This is a genomic window from Streptomyces abyssomicinicus, from assembly GCF_008974245.1.
Classification (GTDB): domain Bacteria; phylum Actinomycetota; class Actinomycetes; order Streptomycetales; family Streptomycetaceae; genus Streptomyces; species Streptomyces abyssomicinicus.
In genome coordinates this window covers 364,135-382,932 of the sequence record NZ_BBZI01000009.1, presented here as the reverse complement: position 1 = coordinate 382,932, position 18,798 = coordinate 364,135, and the positions used below count along the sequence as shown (strand labels likewise).

At 72.4% G+C, this 18,798-nt stretch carries 16 protein-coding genes and 1 pseudogene; 7 read left to right on the top strand and 10 right to left on the bottom strand.

The genetic code is table 11. The annotated features are described in order from the left end of the window. Positions 1-42 precede the first annotated feature (42 nt). Positions 43-1,401: a sugar transferase gene (locus GBN72_RS22050; protein ID WP_246212756.1), complete on the top strand. Its 1,359-nt coding sequence runs from the start codon at positions 43-45 to the stop codon at positions 1,399-1,401. A gap of 24 nt (positions 1,402-1,425) precedes the next feature. Here the strand turns inward: GBN72_RS22050 and GBN72_RS22045 are convergent, their stop codons facing one another. After that, positions 1,426-2,376 (bottom strand): GDP-L-fucose synthase family protein, encoded by a 951-nt coding sequence (locus tag GBN72_RS22045; RefSeq protein WP_246212754.1) that lies wholly within the window; start codon positions 2,374-2,376, stop codon positions 1,426-1,428. Positions 2,377-2,513: 137 nt separating this feature from the next. Here GBN72_RS22045 and gmd point away from each other — a divergent pair, with 137 nt between their 5' ends. From gmd to GBN72_RS22030, 3 genes are all read left to right on the top strand, one after another. Then, positions 2,514-3,527, top strand: coding sequence for a GDP-mannose 4,6-dehydratase (gene gmd, locus GBN72_RS22040; protein WP_151773598.1), 1,014 nt, complete (start codon positions 2,514-2,516; stop codon positions 3,525-3,527). A 180-nt stretch (positions 3,528-3,707) separates the two neighbouring features. Further along, positions 3,708-6,431 (top strand): CBM96 family carbohydrate-binding protein, encoded by a 2,724-nt coding sequence (locus tag GBN72_RS22035; protein WP_151773597.1) that lies wholly within the window; start codon positions 3,708-3,710, stop codon positions 6,429-6,431. A 288-nt stretch (positions 6,432-6,719) separates the two neighbouring features. Further along, the gene (locus GBN72_RS22030) at positions 6,720-7,436 is read left to right on the top strand and encodes a prolipoprotein diacylglyceryl transferase (RefSeq protein ID WP_151773596.1); all 717 of its coding nucleotides are present in this window, start codon (positions 6,720-6,722) and stop codon (positions 7,434-7,436) included. 457 nt (positions 7,437-7,893) lie between these two features. Here the strand turns inward: GBN72_RS22030 and GBN72_RS22025 are convergent. Together GBN72_RS22025 and GBN72_RS22020 are read right to left on the bottom strand one after the other, a co-directional pair. Next, positions 7,894-8,988, bottom strand: a pseudogene (locus GBN72_RS22025) (glycosyltransferase); the annotation flags it as partial. A 53-nt stretch (positions 8,989-9,041) separates the two neighbouring features. Continuing rightward, complete coding sequence (locus GBN72_RS22020; protein WP_151773595.1) at positions 9,042-9,581, bottom strand: WcaF family extracellular polysaccharide biosynthesis acetyltransferase; 540 nt, start codon at positions 9,579-9,581, stop codon at positions 9,042-9,044. A 224-nt stretch (positions 9,582-9,805) separates the two neighbouring features. Here GBN72_RS22020 and GBN72_RS22015 point away from each other — a divergent pair, with 224 nt between their 5' ends. Further along, positions 9,806-11,476, top strand: coding sequence for a hypothetical protein (locus GBN72_RS22015; protein WP_151773594.1), 1,671 nt, complete (start codon positions 9,806-9,808; stop codon positions 11,474-11,476). Here GBN72_RS22015 and GBN72_RS22010 read toward each other — a convergent pair. The 5 genes from GBN72_RS22010 to GBN72_RS21995 all read right to left on the bottom strand — a co-directional run bounded on the left by GBN72_RS22010 (position 11,463) and on the right by GBN72_RS21995 (position 15,250). Then, positions 11,463-12,215: a class E sortase gene (locus GBN72_RS22010; RefSeq protein WP_439959794.1), complete on the bottom strand. Its 753-nt coding sequence runs from the start codon at positions 12,213-12,215 to the stop codon at positions 11,463-11,465. The two genes, GBN72_RS22015 and GBN72_RS22010, sit on opposite strands and share 14 nt — an antisense overlap. 45 nt (positions 12,216-12,260) lie before the next feature. Next, on the bottom strand, positions 12,261-13,571 hold the full coding sequence (locus tag GBN72_RS22005) for a class E sortase (RefSeq protein WP_246212752.1): 1,311 nt from the start codon (positions 13,569-13,571) through the stop codon (positions 12,261-12,263). Then, positions 13,568-14,206 carry an aminodeoxychorismate/anthranilate synthase component II gene (locus GBN72_RS22000; protein ID WP_151773593.1) on the bottom strand — a complete coding sequence of 213 codons (639 nt, stop codon included), beginning with the start codon at positions 14,204-14,206 and terminating at the stop codon, positions 13,568-13,570. Before GBN72_RS22000 ends, GBN72_RS22005 begins: the two co-directional genes overlap by 4 nt. Further along, the gene (locus tag GBN72_RS34245) at positions 14,203-14,364 is read right to left on the bottom strand and encodes a hypothetical protein (protein ID WP_164540794.1); all 162 of its coding nucleotides are present in this window, start codon (positions 14,362-14,364) and stop codon (positions 14,203-14,205) included. The genes GBN72_RS22000 and GBN72_RS34245 overlap by 4 nt, the downstream gene beginning before the upstream one ends. A gap of 91 nt (positions 14,365-14,455) precedes the next feature. Continuing rightward, a complete protein-coding gene (locus GBN72_RS21995) occupies positions 14,456-15,250 on the bottom strand; it encodes a DUF881 domain-containing protein (protein WP_151773592.1) in 795 nt (264 codons plus the stop codon). 162 nt (positions 15,251-15,412) lie between these two features. Here GBN72_RS21995 and crgA point away from each other — a divergent pair, with 162 nt between their 5' ends. Then, positions 15,413-15,670 carry a cell division protein CrgA gene (crgA, locus tag GBN72_RS21990; RefSeq protein WP_151773591.1) on the top strand — a complete coding sequence of 86 codons (258 nt, stop codon included), beginning with the start codon at positions 15,413-15,415 and terminating at the stop codon, positions 15,668-15,670. A 247-nt stretch (positions 15,671-15,917) separates the two neighbouring features. Here the strand turns inward: crgA and GBN72_RS21985 are convergent, their stop codons facing one another. Together GBN72_RS21985 and GBN72_RS21980 are read right to left on the bottom strand one after the other, a co-directional pair. Continuing rightward, on the bottom strand, positions 15,918-16,787 hold the full coding sequence (locus tag GBN72_RS21985) for a rhomboid family intramembrane serine protease (RefSeq protein WP_151773590.1): 870 nt from the start codon (positions 16,785-16,787) through the stop codon (positions 15,918-15,920). A gap of 126 nt (positions 16,788-16,913) precedes the next feature. Continuing rightward, on the bottom strand, positions 16,914-17,435 hold the full coding sequence (locus GBN72_RS21980; protein ID WP_151773788.1) for a peptidylprolyl isomerase: 522 nt from the start codon (positions 17,433-17,435) through the stop codon (positions 16,914-16,916). Between the two features lie 270 nt (positions 17,436-17,705). Between GBN72_RS21980 and GBN72_RS21975 the strand changes: the two genes are divergently transcribed. Continuing rightward, entirely contained in the window at positions 17,706-18,443 is a 738-nt protein-coding gene (locus tag GBN72_RS21975; protein WP_151773589.1) for a DUF5324 family protein, read from the top strand. Positions 18,444-18,798 lie beyond the last annotated feature (355 nt).

Genomic DNA, 18,798 nt, shown 5'->3' with positions numbered 1-18,798 from the left:
CTGCGTGACAAGCCGGGTTGGTACGCACCCGCGCTGATCTGTGTGGACGCCGCGGTGCCGGTCGTGTCGGTGCCCTGGGTGCTGACGCAGGCGGCACAGCCCGCCGCCGGGCCGGTGACCGCGACATCGGCCCTGACCTGGATCGTGGTGCGGGGCGCCAGACGCCGCTACACCCGCCAGGAGGTGGGGGAGTCGCGCGGCGCCGTGCCGGTGCTGCACGACTGGCTCATCGCCCTCGCGGTCCTCGCGGTGATCGGGGTCGGCGTCCGCACGGTCGTCGACCCCTTCGTCGTCCTGGCCGCGCTGACGCCCGCGCTGGTCCTTTCCCTCTTCGCCCGGCGGGTGGTCCACGCCCACCTGGCCAGGGCCCGGCGCGCCGCGCAGGCGGTGCTGCGGGTGCTGGTGGTGGGCGAGGCCGGGGCGCTGCCGGTGGTGCTGGGCCGGCTCGACTCCCGGACCGACCACCCCTACGCCGTGGTCGGCACGGTCTCGGTCGGCGGCGACGTCCCCGGCGCGGAGCGGCTCGACCCTCCCGCCGACCCCGACCCGGTGTCCGGCGCGCGGGCGGGGCGGACGCTGGTGGACTCGGTGCGCCGGCACCGGGCGGACGTCGTGCTGCTGGCGCCGGGCGCCCGGCTCTCCGGCCCGGCGCTGCGGCACCTGGTGTGGGCGCTGCAGGACGCCGAGATCGAGGTGGCGCTCGCGCCCGGCCTGGTGGAGGTCTCCGGCAAGCGCCTGGAGATCGGTTCGGTCGCCGGTCTCACCGTGCTGAAGGTGGCTCCCCCGCAGGGCCCCGGGGGCGTGCAGCAGGTGCTGAAGGGTGCCCTGGACCGCACCGGGGCCGCGCTCGGCCTGCTGGTGCTCGCCCCGCTCCTGGCGCTGATCGCGCTGGCCGTGTGGCTGGACTCGCGCGGCCCGGCGTTCTACCGGCAGCAGCGGATCGGCCGTGACCAGGAACTCTTCGTGATGTGGAAGTTCCGCACCATGGTGGTGGACGCGGACTCCCGCAAGGGCGAGCTGGCGGAGCGGAACGAGAACGACGGGCTGATGTTCAAGATGCGCCGCGACCCGCGGGTGACCCGGGTCGGGCGGCTGCTGCGCCGTACCTCGCTGGACGAGCTGCCGCAGCTCTTCAACGTCCTTGTGGGTGACATGTCCCTGGTAGGTCCACGCCCGCCGCTGCCCGAGGAGGTCGCCGGGTACGACGCGACGGTGCTGCGCCGGCTGCGGGTGAAGCCCGGCATGACGGGGTTGTGGCAGGTCAGCGGCCGGTCGGACCTCTCGTGGGAGGAAACGATTCAGCTCGACCTGCACTACGTGGACAACTGGTCGTTCGTCAGCGACCTCGACGTGCTCAGCCGTACGCTCCGCGCCGTCGCCGACGGCCGCGGAGCGTACTGAGAGACCGAAGCGGTGCGGCCGGGATCAGGCGCGGGAGGCGCCCGCGCCCTGGGACAGCCACCAGCGGTAGGTGCCGTCGATGCCGTCGCGCAGCGCGACGGACGGCTTCCAGCCGAGCCCGGTCAGCCGGGAGACGTCCAGCAGCTTGCGGGGCGTGCCGTCGGGCTTGGAGGTGTCCCAGCGGATCCCGCCGGTGAAGCCGGTGACGTCGGCCACCGTCCCGGCGAGCTCACGGATGGTCAGGTCCTCGCCGCAGCCGACGTTGACCGGCTCGTCGGCGTCGTAGGCCTCGAGCAGCCGGACGCAGGCCGAGGCCAGGTCGTCGACGTGCAGGAACTCCCGGCGCGGGGAGCCGGAGCCCCACAGGGTGACGTGGTCCGCGCCGGCCTCGCGGGCCTCGTGGAAGCGGCGGACCAGCGCGGGCAGGACGTGCGAGGTCTCCAGGTCGAAGTTGTCGCCGGGCCCGTAGAGGTTGGTGGGCATGGCGCTGATCCAGGAGGCCCCGAACTGGCGGCGGTAGGACTGCACCTGGCAGATGCCGGCGATCTTCGCGAGGGCGTAGGGCTCGTTGGTGGGCTCCAGCGGGCCGGTGAGCAGCGCGTCCTCGCGGATGGGCTGGGGCGCGAACTTGGGATAGATGCACGAGGAGCCCAGGAAGAGCAGCCGGCCCACCCCGGCGGCGTGCGAGCCGGAGATCACGCTCAGCTGGATCCGCAGGTTGTCCTCGAGGAACTCCACCGGGCGGGTGCTGTTCGCCATGATCCCGCCCACCTTCGCGGCGGCCAGGACCACCGCGTCCGGGCGGACGTCGGCGAGGTGGGCGGCGGTGGCCGCGGCGTCCCTCAGGTCCAGGTCGGCGCGGGGGCGGGTGAGGACCTCGTGCCCGTCGGCGGTGAGGCGGCGGACCACCGCGGAACCCACCAGCCCGCGGTGGCCGGCCACGAATATCCGGGACTGCGGCGCAAGAAGTGTCATGGCCCGGATCATGCCAGCAGCCGGGGGCGAAGCCCGCGCATTCCAGAAGATTTCCGTACGTACTGTTCGCGTACGGGCAGTGTGACCGAGCACGGGGCGCGGCCGGTACTCCGGCCCGTCGGGGAGGGGATGCACTCATGACCAAGACCGCGTTGATCACCGGGGTGACCGGCCAGGACGGCTCGTACCTGTCGGAGCTGCTGCTGGAGAAGGGGTACACGGTGCACGGGCTGGTGCGCCGTTCCTCCAGCTTCAACACCGAGCGGATCGACCACATCTACCAGGGCCCGCAGGAGCCCGGCCGCCGCTTCGTGCTGCACCACGCCGACCTCTGCGACGGTGTCGCCCTGGTCAACCTGCTCCGGGAGATACAGCCCGACGAGGTGTACAACCTGGGCGCGCAGTCCCATGTGCGGGTCTCCTTCGACGCCCCGCTGTACACCGGCGACGCCACCGGGCTGGGTTCGCTGCGGTTGCTGGAGGCGGTGCGCGCGGCCGGCATCGACACCCGCTTCTACCAGGCGTCGTCCTCGGAGATGTTCGGCGCGACGCCGCCCCCGCAGAACGAGGGGACCCCGTTCCACCCGCGCAGCCCCTACGGCGCGGCCAAGGTCTACGCCTACTGGTCGACGGTCAACTACCGTGAGGCCTACGGGATGTACGCGGTCAACGGCATCCTGTTCAACCACGAGTCGCCGCGCCGGGGCGAGACCTTCGTGACCCGGAAGATCACCCGCGCGGTGGCCCGTATCAAGGCGGGCCTGCAGCGGGAGCTCTACCTGGGCAACCTGGACGCGGTCCGTGACTGGGGCTACGCGCCCGAGTACGTGGACGCCATGTGGCGCATGCTCCAGCAGGACGAGCCGACCGACTACGTGGTCGCCACCGGGGTGGCCGCCACGGTGCGCGAGTTCCTGGAGACGGCGTTCGGGCACGCGGGGCTCGACTGGCGCGAGCACGTCCGTCACGACGCCAAGTACGAGCGTCCGAGCGAGGTGGACGCGCTGATCGGCGATGCCTCCAAGGCCGAGCGGCTGCTCGGCTGGAAGCCCGAGGTCAGGGTGGAGGAACTCGCCCGGATCATGGTCGACGCCGACGTCCGGCAGGTGACCGCCGAGCTGGCGGGCACCGCGGTGCGTGTCGACCGCTGATCCACCGATCCACCGGTTGTCGCGCCGGGCCCGGTTCCGGGACGGTACCGGTCCACGGCGCGCGGGTTCCGACCGGGTCCCGGGGGGACGGGCACCGGCCGGACACAGAGGGAGACAACGCGCCCGGCGTCCCGCCGGACGCGTCAGGGGCGGCCCCAGGGCCGTTTGTTTGGGGGTTCGATGAGAAGAACGAGAGGGCTGAGCGCGGCCCTCGCGACGGCGCTCGCGGCCGGCCTTGCGGCCGTCGCGACGCCGCAGGCCGGCGCGATCAGCGAGTCGGTCGCCTTCACCGCGGACGATCTGCCCACCTGGCAGACCAACGGCATCGTCTGGGCGCTCGCCCAGGCGGACGGCGTGGTTTTCGCCGGCGGCACCTTCTCCGCGGTGCGTCCCCCCGAGGGGGGAACGGGCAGTGAGCAGCAGGCACTGAACTTCGTGGCGCTGGACGCCGCCACGGGCGCGCCCACCGACTGCGAGCTGTCCTTCACGGTGTCCTCCGGCACCGCCACCGTCCGCGCGCTGGCCGTCTCGCCCGACGAGGAGACGCTCTACGTGGGCGGCTACTTCGGGGCGGTCAACGGCACCGCGGTGTCCAGCGTGGCCGCGATCGACATCGACACCTGCACGCCGCGCGGCGGCTTCAACGCCGCCTTCCCGGCGACCGTGCGGGCGCTGGCCGTCACCGAGGACACGGTGTACGCGGGCGGTGACTTCACCAGCGTCAACGGCCAGCCGCGGGAGCGCTTCGCGGCCGTGGACGCGGTCAACGGGGCGGTGCGTCCGTTCACCGCGAACGTGGACGAGCCGGGCCGGGCGATCGAGATCACCCCGGACGGGCAGCACGCCCTGCTCGGCGGTGACTTCTTCACCGTCAACGGGCAGAACTCGCACGCCCTGGCCGTGGTGGACGCGGCCAGCGGCGCGGTGGAGCGGGCCTACGGGTCCGGGTTCATCCCCACCACCTCGGTGGTCAAGGACATCGACACCGACGGGACCGGGTTCTACACCGGCAACGAGGGCACCGGCGGTGGCGTCTTCGACGGCCGGATCGCCCTGGACCTGGGCACCTTCGACCAGCGCTGGCGTGACACGTGCCTGGGCGCCACCCAGGCGGTGGAGTCCTACCAGGACGTCCTCTACAGCGCCTCGCACGCCCACGACTGCTCCAGCGTCGGCGAGTTCCCCGACGGGCGGCGCCAGCACTTCCTGGCCCAGCCCACCACCTCGACCGCCAAGCTGGGCTGGTTCCCGGACAGCAACGACGGCCTCGGCGAGGGCATCGGCCCGCGCGCGCTGACCGTCTCGTCCAAGAACGGCGTCCAGTACCTGTGGTCCGGCGGCGAGTTCACCACGGTGAACGGCGCGGCGGCGCAGGGCCTGACCCGGTTCGCCTCCACCGGTGACGTGGGCGCGCCCACCGTGCCGGTGATCGGTGCTGACGCGGCGGAGCCGGGGAAGGTCAAGATCCGCTGGCGGAGCAGCATGGACAACGACGACAGCCGGCTGATCTACAAGATCTACCGCAACGGCTCCACCACGCCGATCGGCACGGTGGAGGCCGACTCGGTCTACTGGGAGCGTCCGCAGGCATCCTTCACCGACACCGGTGTCACCGCCGGCTCCACGTACACCTACCGGGTGACGGCCTCGGACCCGGCGGGCAACACCAGTGCCCTGTCGGCGACCGCGAGCGTCACCGTGCCGAAGACCGCCGAGCCGTACGGCTCGGCCGTCCTGGCGGACGGGCCGAACCTGTACTGGCGCCACGACGAGAAGACGACGCCCTACGTCGGCGACTCCTCGGCCGGTGACCTGAGCGGCGTGATGAGCGGCGGCCCCACTCTCGGCGAGGCGGGCGCGATCACCGGCAACGGCACCTCGTACGGCTTCGACGGCTCCGACGACCGCCTCTACAGCGACCGTCGCACCACCATCGGCGCCGCCTACTCGGTGGAGACCTGGTTCCGCACCACGACGACGCGCGGCGGCAAGCTGGTCGGCTTCGGCAACAACACCACCAGGAACAGCGGAAGCTACGACAAGCACATCTACATGGCCAACGACGGGCGGCTGATCTTCGGCGCCTACAGCGCCACCACGCGGACGGTGTCCTCCGGCGCCGGCTACAACGACGGCGACTGGCACCACGTGGTGGGCACCCAGGGTCCCGGCGGCATGACGCTCTACGTCGACGGCGCCCGGGTCGCGGGCAACACCTCGTACACCACGCACCAGAGCTACGCCGGGTACTGGCGGGTGGGCGGCGACAACCTGAGCAGCTGGCCGTCGCGTCCCAGCAGCGACAACTTCGCCGGTCAGATCGACGAGACCGCGGTCTACCCGACCGTGCTCGCGGCCGACCGGGTGGCGGCCCACCACGAGGCGGCCACCCGGCAGGGCGACACCGTCACCTCCGTGCAGGCGTCCGAGGACACCTACGTGAACGAGGGCTCCAAGGGCACCGCCTACGGCTCCGCCACCTCGCTGGCGGTGCGGGGCAGCTCCGGGTACGAGGCGTACCTGCGGTTCGAGCTGCCCGAGGCGCCGGCCGGGACAGTGCTGACCGGTGCGGCGCTGGAGGTCCGCACGGACTCCTCCGCCACCGCCGGTTCGGCGGACGCCATCGCGGTCCGGCCGGTCACCGGGGACTGGACCGAGGCGGGCACCACGTGGAACACCAAGCCCGCGCTGGGCACGGCCACTCTGGGCACGCTCACCCCGCCGGCCGCGTCCAGCTCCAACGCCACCACGGAACTGGACGTCGCCGCGCTGCGCGCCGCGCTGGGCGGGCAGTACGGCGTGGGGCTGACGTCCGCGGGGACGGACGCGCTGTGGCTGTGGTCGAGTGAGGCCCCGGCGGCCTCGGGGACGCCGCGGCTGATCCTCACCTTCTCGCCCCAGTAGGGCGGCGGTACCCACCCGGCCCGGTGGTCCCGCGCGGGCGCACGTCCGCGCGGGGCCACCGGGCCGGTCCGTATCCGGGGCACGACCCGCGGGTCGCGTCGGTCCTCGGCAGCGGGGTTCCGTGGGCCGGCGGGTCCGTAGTTCCGTTGACCTCGCAGTTCTGTGACCCGGTAGTTAGTTCTGTGCTCCGTAGTTCTGTGCCCGGTAGTTCTGTGCCCGGTAGTTCGTAGTCCCGCAGTTCCGCACGTTCCGCACCTTCGCGGGTGCGGCGCAGAAAGCAGGAGTCCGATGCGCAACCATCCGCTGGCGGCGGCCGCCGCCCTGATCGCCCTGGGCCTGCTGCCCGCGCTCTCCGGCTGTTCCTCCTCCGCCGACCCCGGCCCGGCCGGCGGCGCCGCCACGGCTCCGGACGGCCGGGCGGCGGGACAGTCCTCCGGCGGCGACGGGGCGCCTGGGCAGGGGTCGTCGGGGTCCCCGGCGCCGGTGCTGCCGGATTCGGAGATCAAGGCGCCCGACGGTTCGGGGGAGTTCTCCGCGAAGGAGAAGGAGTACCTCAGCGGCCGGGTGCCCGAGCAGATGGAACCGGCCGCCGTGCTGGACCTGGGCAAGGAGGCCTGCCAGCGGGTCGGGCGGACCGCGAAGCACGACGAGGACGCGGCGGTCGCGGCCCTGGTCACGGGGGAGATCCCGGACGCCGAACCGGCCGTCACCCACCTGTGCCCGGAGTACGGGCCGCTGCTGGAGGCCGCCGGGAAGGGCTATCCGGACGGCGACCACAAGAAGCCGGCGGCCGGCGAGTACCGGACCACGGCGGCGGCGCCGTCCTGCACCTGGACCGTCACCGGGGCCGACGGCAAGGAGTTGGCCGCCGGTCCCGGCGCGGGGGGCGGTGACGGGGCCGGTTCCGATTCCGGTGCCGGGAAGGACGGCACGTACACCATGACCGTGCCGTCCGGGGCCGCCCGGCTGGTCTCCTCCGGTTGCTACGCCTGGCTGCGGGCCTGAACCCTGCCCCACTCCGCGGCGCGGTGCCCCGCCGCGCGGTCCGCGGCCGCATCCGCCCGGCGCGGTGTCTTCCGCAGGGCCGCGGCCAGGTCCACCGGGCGCGGGGCCTGCCCGGTGGGGCCTGTGGTGCGTTTCGCTGCGCCTGCGGCCCGGGCCCGGGCCCGGGCGGCGTCCGGGGTCCGGGGTCCGCCGTCCGGGGTCCGGGTCCGGGCGGCGTCCGGAGCCTGGGGCCCGGGCGGCGTCCGCGGGCCGGGGCCCGGCCTCAGCCGTGCGGGTCCGCAGCCGGGCTCTCGGGGGCCGTGGTCCGCTCCTCGGGGGTGTCGGCCGCCGGGCCGGGGGCCTGGTCCGGCGGGCCGGGGCGCGGGCCGGGTTCCGCCAGGTCCGCGGTCCGGTCCACGGGTGGCGCGGGGCGGGGCGAGGCGCCGGGCGAGGTCCCGGCCGTCCGGACCGCCCGGCCGTAGACCTCCAGCAGTTCCCCGACCACCGCGTCGATCGAGAAGGCCTCGCCGGCCAGCCTGTGGGCAGCCGCCGAGGCCTTCTCGGCGTTCTCGGGGTCCAGCAGCTCCAGCACCGCCTCGGTGAGCCCGCCAGAGCCCTCCACCACCCGGCCCGCGCCCGCCCCGCCGACCGCCGGGGCCAGGCCGTTGGAGCGCGTCACCACGGCGGGCGTACCCACCGACAGGGACTCCAGCACCGACATCGGGAACGGCTCGTCCACCGAGGGCAGGACGTAGACGTGGGCCCGGCGCAGTTCCTCCAGCACCCGGGCGGAGGGCAGCGCGCCCACACAGAAGACCCGGTCGGCCAGCCCCAGCTCCTCCACGCGCCGCCGCACGGCGGGCAGTTCGCCCTCGTCGGGGCCCGCGATCACGAACGCCGCGTCCGGGTACCGGCGCAGCACCCCCGGCGCGGCGTCGACGAAGTCCACCGGGCGCTTGCGGGCCTGGAGCCGGGCGGCGTACAGGATCCGCGGCGGCCCGGCGGGCAGCGGGCGCGGGTCCTGGGCGGGCACGCCGTTCACCAGGTGCACGGCCGTGGCCAGCGGGGCGCCCACGACCGCGTCCAGGTCGCGCCGCTCGTGCGCGGTGAGGTGGAGCACCGCCGCCGCGCCGCGCAGTACCCGGCGTACGGCCAGGGCGTCCAGCACCTTCGCGAGCGCCTTGCCGCTGGGGTCGACCATGCCGTGGGTCTGCAGCACCAGCGGCACGCCGGCCCGCAGCGCGGCCAGCGCCACCGGCAGGGTGACCAGGTCACGGGCGAGGTGGACGTGGACCAGGTCCGCGTCGCGCACCAGGCGTCCGGCGCGGGCCAGCAGGGCGGGCGAGGTGATCCCGCTGAAGCCGAGCGGCAGCAGGCGGCGGGCCGGGAACAGCGTGGCGGGGACCCCCTCCACCTCACGCGGCGGTCCGCCGTCGAACCCGTCGGCCAGCGCCAGGAGCCTGGGGCGGTGCCCGCGGGCGGTCAGGCCGTGCGCCAGGTTGAGCGCGACCCGGACCGGGCCGCCGAAGGCTCCGGTGGGCGAGTGCAGGGTGACCGCGTGCAGGACGCGCAGCGACGCGCCGGGACCGGGGGCGGCGTCGAGGGCAGGGCCGGGGCCGGGGGCGTTCACGCGGGCTCCTGCACCGGGCGGCGCTCACCGTCGGCGGTGTGCAGCGTGAGCTCGGGCAGGTCCCGGTGCAGCACCGCTCCCGCGCCGACCACGGCGTGCCGGCCGACCGTCGCGCCGGCCAGCACCGTGGCCCGGGCGGCTATCCAGGCGCCGTCCTCCACGGCGATCGGGGCGTTGCGGTAGCGGAAGTCGGCCGCGCGGTGGTCGTGCGAGCCGGTGCAGAGCAGGGCCTCCTGGGACACGCACACATGGCGGCCGAGCGTGATCGGCTCCAGGTTGAGCAGCCAGGCGCCCTCGCCTATCCAGGCGTGGTCGCCGACGGTCAGCTTCCACGGCCAGAGCACCCGGACCCGGTGCCGGATCAGCACCCGCTCGCCCACCGTCGCGCCGAAGGCGCGCAGCAACGCGACGCGCAGCCGGGGCGGGCACCACCAGGCCATGAAGACCAGGTTCATCACCGCGAACCACAGGGCCTGGACCAGCTTGCCCCGCCCCTTGTCGTAACCGGCCAGAGTGAACGACGAGAGATCACGCATCTGCCGGGCCCCCTTCCCCCAAGCCTGGCGGGAGGCCGGTCGGGCCTCCCTGAACGGCCGCGCTCCCCTACGCGGTGATCACAGGCTAATGGCTCGTCAGAGGTCACGGCAGGCCCTGTGGACAACCCCGGCCGCATCGTCCACAGGCCGGTCGCGGGGCGGGTGATCGCTCGTAGACTGCGAGCGATCCGGCCGGGGGGCCGGACCGGGGGTGGGGGGATGCGATGACCAGCGAGCGACCGGCCGCCGGACCGCGGGGGTTCCTGGCCGGGCAGACGCGGGGGTCCGTGCAGACGCGGGAGTCCGTGCAGACGCGGGAGTCCGGCGGTCCGGGCGTCCCCGTCGTCCCGCAGAACGGCGGGCGTCCGCGGGTGCGTGCCCGGCCCTTCGCGCCGAGCGCGCTGCTGACCACGGCGATGTCGGTGCCGCTGGTGCTGGGCCTGCCGCTGCTGCTGCCGCTGGTGGTGATGAACCAGCCGGGCAGCGGCGCGCGGGACACCGCGTACTGGCTGCAGGCGGGGCTCACCGCGTACTGCGGGGCGCGGCTGTGCGCCATGATCCTGGCCCGCCGCCGCAAGCTGCTGCAGGCCACTTTCTGGATGTTCTGCTACATGGCGATGGGGGTCGCCCCGCTCGCGCAGGCGGTGCTGGGCCGGGTGCCGACACCCGTGGTGGGGCCGCGTGAGGACCTGGTGCTGGCGATCGCGCTGGTGCTGTTCGGCTGCTGCGCCTTCGACCTGGGGGCCCTGCTGGCCCGGTTCCGGCCCCCGTGGCGGCGCCGGGAGGCAGAGGAGGAGCGGGACTCCGGCGCGCTCGCCAGGGGTGCGGAGGACGACCGCCACGGGGACCGGCCGCGTCTGGTGCACCGGCGCCGTGTGCATCTGCTGACGCTGGCCGCCTTCGCGGCGGCGGCGCTGCTGGTGGTGCGTCTGGGCGGACCGGCGGTCTTCTTCTCCAGCCGTCAGGAGATCACGGCCGGCCTGGAGGACGCCGGCCTGTCCGGCAACGGCTCCGAGGCGGGCCAGGCCTTCGTACGCGGCTTCGGCACGGTGCTGCCGCTGATCGCCCTGCTGGTCCACGTCCGGCGGCTGGCCACCTCCCGCAGGGCCCGGCGCAGCTGGTCCACGGTCGCCGTGTTCGCGTCGCTGTGCGTTCTGAACGCGGTGGTCAACAACCCCGTCTCCAACCCGCGTTACTGGTTCCTGACGGTGATGTTCGCGCTGCTGTTCACGGCGTTCCCGGTGAGTGCCGCGCTCTACCGGATGTCGCTGACGCTGGGCGTGGTGGTGGCACTGCTGCTGTTCCCGTTCGCCGACGCCTTCCGCTACGACGAGAACAACACCCGCACCATCGAGACGACGTCGTTCCTGGAGCCGCTGGCGCTGAAGGACTACGACCAGATAGGCATGTTCGCCAACACGATCACCTATGTCGACTCGGCCGGGCACACCTACGGCAACCAGCTGGCGGGCTGCCTGCTGTTCGCGGTGCCGCGGTCGGTGTGGGAGGACAAACCCGTCGACACGGGCGTGATGGTGGGCCAGTGGATGGGCACGCGGAACACCAACCTGTCCTCCCCGGTGTGGGCCGAGCTGTACATCGACTTCGGCGCGGTGGGGATGACGGCAGGCATGGGGCTCCTCGGGTACGCGGCCGCCCGGTTCGACCGGAGGGTGGCGAGGGCCTCCGCCGGGAGACGCGGCCACCCGGGGCGGCTGCTGCTGATCACCGCCCCGCTGATAGCCGGGTACTCGTTCATCCTGTTGCGCGGACCGCTGCTGCAGGCGACCGGGCGGGTGGCCATCGCCGCGATGTGCCTGCTGTTCATCACCACCCGGCGCGCCGACCGGGCGGTGCCGGGGGAGGCGCCGCCCGCGCGGCCTAGGAGTTCTTGATCTCCTTGGGCGGGGTCCGCCGGTCGTCGACCGGGTCCACCCGGACCAGTTCTCCCCAGACGATGTAGCGGTGCTCGGAGGTGTACATCGGGGTGCAGGTGGTCAGCGTGATGTACTTGCCGGCCTTCTTCCGCCCGGACTCCTCGGGCACCGGCTTCAGCACGCCGACGTTGTACTTGGAGGTCTCCGGGAGGATCTCGAAGACCTTGTAGACGTACCACTTGTCCTTGCTCTCGAAGACGATCGGGTCGCCCTCGCGGATCTTGTGGATGCCGTGGAACTTGGCCCCGTGCCCGTCGCGGTGCGCGGCCAGGGAGAAGTTGCCGTCCTTGCCGCTGGTGGGGAGTGTGGCCTTGACCGGGTCGGTGTAGTAGCCGGCCGCGCCGTCGTCGAGCACCTTGGGGTCGGTGCCCTTCTTCACCAGTATCTGGTCGTCGTCCATGGTCGGGACGTGCAGGAAGCCGATGCCGCCCTTGGTGTCCAGGCTGCCGGGTCCGCCGGCGCCCTCCACCGCCTGTTCCCACTGGTCGCGGATCCGGTCGCTCTCCCGGTCCGCAGCGCGGTCGGCGAGCAGGTTGGTCCACCACAGCGAGTAGACGACGAAGAGGCCGAGCACCACGCCGGCCGTCATCAGCAGCTCCCCCAGGAGGCCGACCAGCGTGGCCACGGGCCCCCGGGAGACACGACCGCCGTTGTGCCGGTGCGGGCGTGTGTCCTCGCCGCTCCGGTCGTGCTCCACCGTTGCCACCGTGGCCGTCCCCCGTCGTGTCCCGTACTCACCCTGTCACGGGTTCACCAGCGCGTCGGGCTTCCCCTCGTCACGCGGGCGTTCCTCGTCCATCTTGCCCCAGACGATCATCCGGTAGGTGCTGGTGAACTCCGGGGTGCAGGTGGTCAGTGTGATGTAGCGGCCCGGGCCGGCGAAACCCGACCCCGGCGGTACGGGGTCGAGGACGGAGACGTTGCCGGGTGAGGTGGACGGAAGGATCGAGGTCATCCGGTACACGTAGTAGGTGTCGCGGGTCTCCACCACGATCGGGTCACCCGGCTTCAGGCGGTTGATGTACCGGAAGGGCTCGCCGTGGGTGTTGCGGTGCCCGGCGAGTCCGAAGTTGCCCGAGTCGTCGCCCGGCATGGCGGTCGGGATGCTCTCCTCGTCGTAGTGCCCGACCATGCCGCGGTCCAGCACCTTCTCCTTGTCGATGCCCTCGGCGACCGGCACCACCACGTCGAGGGTGGGGATGTGGAGGAGGGCGAAGCCCTGGCCGGGCTCGAAGGAGCCGGGGTCGCGTGCCCCCTTGTCCCAGTCGTCCTGGAGCTGGACGGTCTCGCGGTCCACGTCGGCGGCGGCGAGGACGTTGGTCCACCACAGCTGGTAGGCGACGAAGAGGATCATCAGCACGCCGGTGGTGATGAACAGCTCGCCCACCGCGCGGCTGATCAGCACGGCCGGCCCGGGTCTGCGGGCCCTCTCCGCGCGGCGGCGTTCCACCCGGGAGAGGGACGTGCTCCCCTCGGCGCCGGCGCCGGCGTCCGGCCCGGACGCGTCCGCCGCGGTCTCGGCGGAGCGCGGCGCGGCCCGGCGTCCACGGCGGCCCTTGGCCGCGGCGGCGGCCCGTCTGCGGGCCGCCCGGCCGCCGTCCGCGGGCCCCGCCGCGGTGGACGGCGAAGACGACGCCGCGGCGTCGGACGTTCCGGTCCCGGTGGACGCGGCGTCCGCGGACGCGTCGACGCCGGGCAGGGAGACGACGGCCAGCCGCATGGTGCTGGAGGGGTCGGGAGCCTGCGCGGCGTGCGGGAGCGGGCCGTCCGCCGCCGGAGCGGGGTGCGGGCCGGCGGCCGCGTGGCGCCCGGCGTCCCCCCGGCGCCCGTCGGTGGCCTGGTGTCCGTCGGCGGCGTGGTGTCCGTCGGCCGCGTGGTGTCCGCCGTCGCCGAAAGGGATCTCCGCGCCGGCGTCACGGAACGGATCGGCCGGCCCCACCGGACCTGCGGCGCCGAACGGATCGGTCCCGAACGGATCGGCGGGGCCCCCCGGGGAGGACGGGGGTATGCGCAGCGCCACCGTTTCGTCGTCCTCGGGGCGCCACCCGGTCACGCCGTGGACCTGCCGACGACCGGCGCCAGCCCCTGCGAGCGCGCCACCGCCTCCGGGTCACCGCACTCGGCCAGCCAGTTGGCCAGCATCCGGTGACCGTGCTCGGTCAGCACCGACTCGGGGTGGAACTGCACGCCCTCCACCGGCAGTTCGCGATGGCGCAGCCCCATGACGATGCCGTCCGCGGTCCGCGCGGTCACCTCGAGCTCGTCGGGGACGGTCACCGGGTCGGCGGCCAGCGAGTGGTACCGGGTGGCGGTGAACGGGGAGGGCAGGCCCGCGAAGACGCCCTTGCCTCCGTGCTCGACCGGGGAGGTCTTGCCGTGCAGGAGCTGCGGCGCGCGGTTCACCACGCCGCCGTAGGCCACCTGCATCGACTGCATGCCGAGGCAGACGCCGAAGACCGGAACGCCGGCCGTGGCGCAGTGGCGCACCATGTCGACGCAGACCCCGGCCTCCTCGGGCGAGCCCGGGCCGGGCGAGAGCAGTACGCCGTCGAAGCCCTGCTCGGCGTGGGCGAGGCTCACCTCGTCGTTGCGCAGCACCTCGCACTCCGCGCCCAGCTGGTACAGGTACTGGACGAGGTTGAAGACGAAACTGTCGTAGTTGTCGACCACGAGGATCCGCGCGCTCATTGTTCGTCCACCGTCGCATCGCCGAAGGGAAGGAGCGGCTCGGCCCACGGGAAGACGTACTGGAACAGCACGTACACCGCGGCCAGCACGAGGAACAGCGAGAGCAGGGCCTTCACCCAGGTGTTGCCCGGCAGATGCCGCCAGATCCAGCCGTACACGGGTACCTACCCCTCCCCTTCGTCGCCTTCGTCACGTTCGTCACGCGGATCGCTTGCGCGCGCGTGCATCACGGAGCCGTACTGCACCAGACTAGGGCCTCGGGGACCCGTTTCCGGCGGGCCGGGCGTACTGGAGGTCGACCGCACCGGTATAACCGGGAAGGGTGCGGACGCCGTCCTCCTCGACCTTCCAGCCCAGGCCGTAGACGTTCACGTAGATCATGTAGTTCTGGATCGCGGGGGACTCCGCGAGGGCCTTCTGCAGCCGCTCGGGGTCGCCGACCGCGGTGACCTTGTAGGGCGGGGAGTAGACCCGGCCCTGGAGGATCAGGGTGTTGCCCACGCAGCGCACCGCGCTGGTGGAGATCAGCCGCTGGTCCATGACCTGGATGCCCTCGGCGCCGCCCTTCCAGAGGGCGTTCACCACGGCCTGCAGGTCCTGCTGGTGGATGACCAGGTAGTCGGGTTCCGGCTCGGGATAGCCGGGCAGCTTGGCGGTGGCGTCCGGCGGGGCGTCGTTGAGCGTGACGGTGACCGCTTCGCCCTTGACCGGCTCGGTTCCGGCGGCCCGCTCCAGCTCCTGGAGCTCGGCGTCCTCGGCGTCCGTCGTGCCCTGCTCGCGGGCGGCCAGGGCGTCGACCTCCTCGCGAAGGGCCGCGTTGGACTTCTGGAGCCCCGCGTTCTCCCGGCTGCGCTCGTGGATGAGGTCCGAAAGGCGCAGCAGGGAGTCGTCGGTACGGATGTTGGTGCCCTTGGCGGTGTGGAAGCTGGTCGCGAAGAGCAGCCCGGCCAAGGCGAACACGGCCAGTGTGAGGACCCTCACGGGTCGGAACCGGAAGCGGCCGGGGCTGGTGCCCGTCCCCGGGGAGTCGGCAGAATTGCTCAACGTACCCTTGTCTCCTTCGGCGCCACGGAAGCACTACGCTAACGGACGCCCGGGGGAGTGCTCAGTCGTCCCTTTGCTGTACATCTGAACATCCCTTAGCAGCTGCCCCGGAGCGTGCACCGTTCCAGCGCGGCACGCAGCGCATCGACAGGAGAGACCCTCGTGCCGAAGTCACGTATCCGCAAGAAGGCCGACTACACGCCGCCCGCGGCCAGGACGCAGCCGGCGGCGATCAAGCTGACCAATCGCGCCTGGGTGGCTCCGGTGATGCTGGCGCTCTTCCTCATCGGGCTGGCCTGGATCGTCATCTTCTACGTGACGGACGGTTCGCTGCCCCTCGAGGCGCTCGGGAACTGGAACATCGTGGTGGGCTTCGGCTTCATCGCCGCGGGGTTCGCGGTTTCCACCCAGTGGAAGTAGGGGCCTGAGCCCACCTTTCCACCGGGTTATCCACAGGAGTTATCCACAGGTGGAAAAGAAAAGAAGATCTGTGGATAACCCCTGCGGGGCCGGATCGGATGTGACCGATCCCTCACTGCTCGAAAACCTGTTCCCCCTCGGCCTGACCTGCGGAAACCGCGGACGGTCGCAGGGGGTTCAGTGTTTTCCCAGGTGAGGACGGAGTCGGTGCGAACCTGTGGACAGAGCTGTGACTCTGGGCGATGGCTCAGGTGAGCTGGGCAGTTCTCAACAGAGTGATGCCCACCGCTGCGACAAGCACCAGGGCACAGCTTCCGTACTGGATGAGCGTCCTGCGGGGGCCCTTGGCCCGCAGCATCGCGAAGCCGATCACGCCGCCCGCGACCAGTCCGCCGACGTGGGCCTGCCAGCCGATGGAGGTTCCCGGCACGAAAGGCAGTGCCAGGTTGAGAACCAGGAGCAACAGGACGGGGCGCAGGTCCCGGTTGAGCCTGCGCTGAAGCATCAGCAGAGCGCCGAAGAGGCCGAAGGTGGCCCCTGAAGCGCCCAGCGCGGTGCTGTCCGCGGGCATCAGCAGGTAGCCGAGGGCACTTCCCGCCAGTCCGGAGACGAGGTAGAGCGCGAGGTAGCGGGCACGTCCCAGTGCCGCCTCGAGCGGGCCGCCCACCAGCCACAGGGTCAGCATGTTCAGCGCGATGTGCCGCAGGTCGACATGGGTGAACATCGAGGTGACCAGCCGGTGCCACTCGCCCAGGACGGCGATGCCCTGAGGCCATTGCATCAGGTGCGTGGCGAGGCCGGGCACGGTCTGGACGGCGAGGAAGACCGCGAGGTTGATCCCCAGCAGGATCTTGGTGACCAGGCGGGTGTCCGCCACCATCGGCGCCCCGGTCAGCGTGCGCGGCGCCGAGGAGCCGGTCTTCGCCCCGTCCCGCACGCACTCGGGACACTGGAAGCCGACCGAGGCGTTGATCATGCAGTCCGTGCAGATGGGCCGGTCGCAGCGGGTGCACCGTATCCCCGTCTCGCGGTTCGGATGGCGGTAGCAACCGGGCAGGGTGTGGTCCTGCTCCTGCCCTCGCGGGCTGCCGTCGCCCGGATCGTTCCCCGCGGCCATTCCGATCCCCTCACTGCCTGCCCCGCACCTCGTCGAGCGGCGGCGGGCGGAAACAGTACCGCCCCGCTCACCCGGGACGGGCGAGCGGGGCGAAAGGTTCCCTCGCGGGTCCCCTGTGGTCCCGTGTCAGCGGGACTCGATCACCACGGACTGGATGGTCACGTCCTCGACCGGGCGGTCGGTGCGCGGGTTCGTCCGGGTCTCGGCGATGGCGTCCACGACCTTCTGGCCGGCGGTGACCTCACCGAAGATCGTGTGCTTGCGGTTCAGCCAGGTCGTCGGGGCGACCGTGATGAAGAACTGCGAGCCGTTGGTGCCCGGTCCGGCGTTGGCCATGGCCAGCAGGTAGGGCTTGTTGAAGGACAGGTCCGGGTGGAACTCGTCCTCGAACTGGTAGCCGGGACCGCCGGTGCCGTTACCGAGCGGGTCGCCGCCCTGCAGCATGAAGCCGCTGATGACCCGGTGGAAGACGGTGCCGTCGTAAAGCTTGTCGGACGTCTTCTGGCCGGTGGCGGGGTTGACCCACTCGCGCTCGCCCTTGGCGAGCTCGACGAAGTTCTTGACCGTCTTGGGCGCGTGGTCCGGGAAGAGCCGGATCTCGATGTCGCCGTGATTGGTCTTCAGGGTGGCGTAGAGCTGCTCGGCCACGATCTGCCTTCCGTTGTCGTCTGTGACTCCCACGATCCTCGCACGCCGCGCCCCTGGAGGCGGGCACCGGCCGTCGTCCGTAGCGGATCGAGTGGTTTCGCTTGCGCCCCGTCGACCGACTCGTTCCAGAAGCGGTCTCTTTCGGCCGTCCATGACGTGGATCGTGACCCGGATGCCCGCTGTGGCATGCCCGATACGGCGCTCACAGGCATGATCCGACAAAGGGTGGAAAGCCGATGGAAACCGTACGCCACCGAGGAGGAGGAACCCGTGACCCGCAAGAATTGCGCGCGCGCCCGGACCGGTTCGGCGAAGGACAGCGTGCTGCACGCCGGTCAGGCGCTGGCTCCCTACGCCGACACGGCCAGGGTCAGGGCCGCTCAGTACGCCAACGAGGCGCGCGTACGGCTCGCGCCAGTGGTGTCGCAGGCGGCAGGGCAGGCCCGGGCACAGTACGGCGCCCATGTGGCTCCGCGACTGGCGCAGGCCACCACCTATGTGCCGACCAAGGTTGATTCGGCCGCCCGTGAAGCGGCGCTGCGCACCCGTCTGGCCGCCCAGCAGGCCGTGGAGGCCTCGCGACCGGTGATCGAGCAGGCCCGTGCCAACGCGGGCCCGGTCAGGGAGGAGGCCACCGCGCGGAGCGCCGCCGCACTGGCCGCGCTGCGCGGGCAGGTGTCTCCCAAGGACATCGAGCGCCTGGTGAGGAAGCGGCGCCGGAGGTCCGCGCTGGGTAGTTTTACCAAGAAGACGGCTGTGCTGGGGTTGTTGGGCGCCGCGGCGTTCGCCGCCTGGCGGTGGTGGGACAGCCAGGCCAACCCGGACTGGCTGGCCGAACCGTCGGAGGCCACTGAGGTTCCGGACGACGCGAGCAGTCTGGCGGAGGCCGATGGCAGTGGCCCGGTCGCTCCCACCCCGGAGGACGTCCGAACCGATGAGACGACGGGGCCTTCGACGGTCGGCGAGCAGAACACGCCGGCCTCGCCGGACGACGAAGAGCGCCGTTGATCTCAGGGCGTTCACACGCCGGGTGATGTTTCACGTGGAACATCGCTCTCGGGCCCGGGCCGCCTCATCGGCATGAGGCGGCCCGGGCCCGATGTCGTCCGTAGTGGCCGGCCGCCGCAGCGGCCATCCCGGCCGACGCGGCCGTCGTGGCAGTCGTGGTCGTCGCGTCCGACGTGGGCGTCGGGCCATGGTGGCGGCGGGGCAACTCTCCCTGTTCGAACGCAATTCCCTCTATAGTTCGAGAACGGCTACGGCCGGAACATTCGCCGAGCGCCGCCCCACACGCACCTCGCTGCCGCGCTCGGCCAGGGGGCAGGGGAATGGGGAGGGGCACGGCGATGACGCACGCCGAGAA

Excerpts from the sequence above, each read along its gene's own strand:
- GBN72_RS22030 (WP_151773596.1), top strand. The coding sequence starts at position 6,720 with ATGCGCAACCATCCGCTGGCGGCGGCCGCCGCCCTGATCGCCCTGGGC.
- GBN72_RS22015 (WP_151773594.1), top strand. The coding sequence starts at position 9,806 with ATGACCAGCGAGCGACCGGCCGCCGGACCGCGGGGGTTCCTGGCCGGG.
- GBN72_RS22045 (WP_246212754.1), bottom strand. The coding sequence starts at position 2,376 with ATGACACTTCTTGCGCCGCAGTCCCGGATATTCGTGGCCGGCCACCGC.
- GBN72_RS21985 (WP_151773590.1), bottom strand. The coding sequence starts at position 16,787 with ATGGCCGCGGGGAACGATCCGGGCGACGGCAGCCCGCGAGGGCAGGAG.
- GBN72_RS22035 (WP_151773597.1), top strand. The coding sequence starts at position 3,708 with ATGAGAAGAACGAGAGGGCTGAGCGCGGCCCTCGCGACGGCGCTCGCG.
- GBN72_RS22000 (WP_151773593.1), bottom strand. The coding sequence starts at position 14,206 with ATGAGCGCGCGGATCCTCGTGGTCGACAACTACGACAGTTTCGTCTTC.
- gmd (WP_151773598.1), top strand. The coding sequence starts at position 2,514 with ATGACCAAGACCGCGTTGATCACCGGGGTGACCGGCCAGGACGGCTCG.
- GBN72_RS22020 (WP_151773595.1), bottom strand. The coding sequence starts at position 9,581 with ATGCGTGATCTCTCGTCGTTCACTCTGGCCGGTTACGACAAGGGGCGG.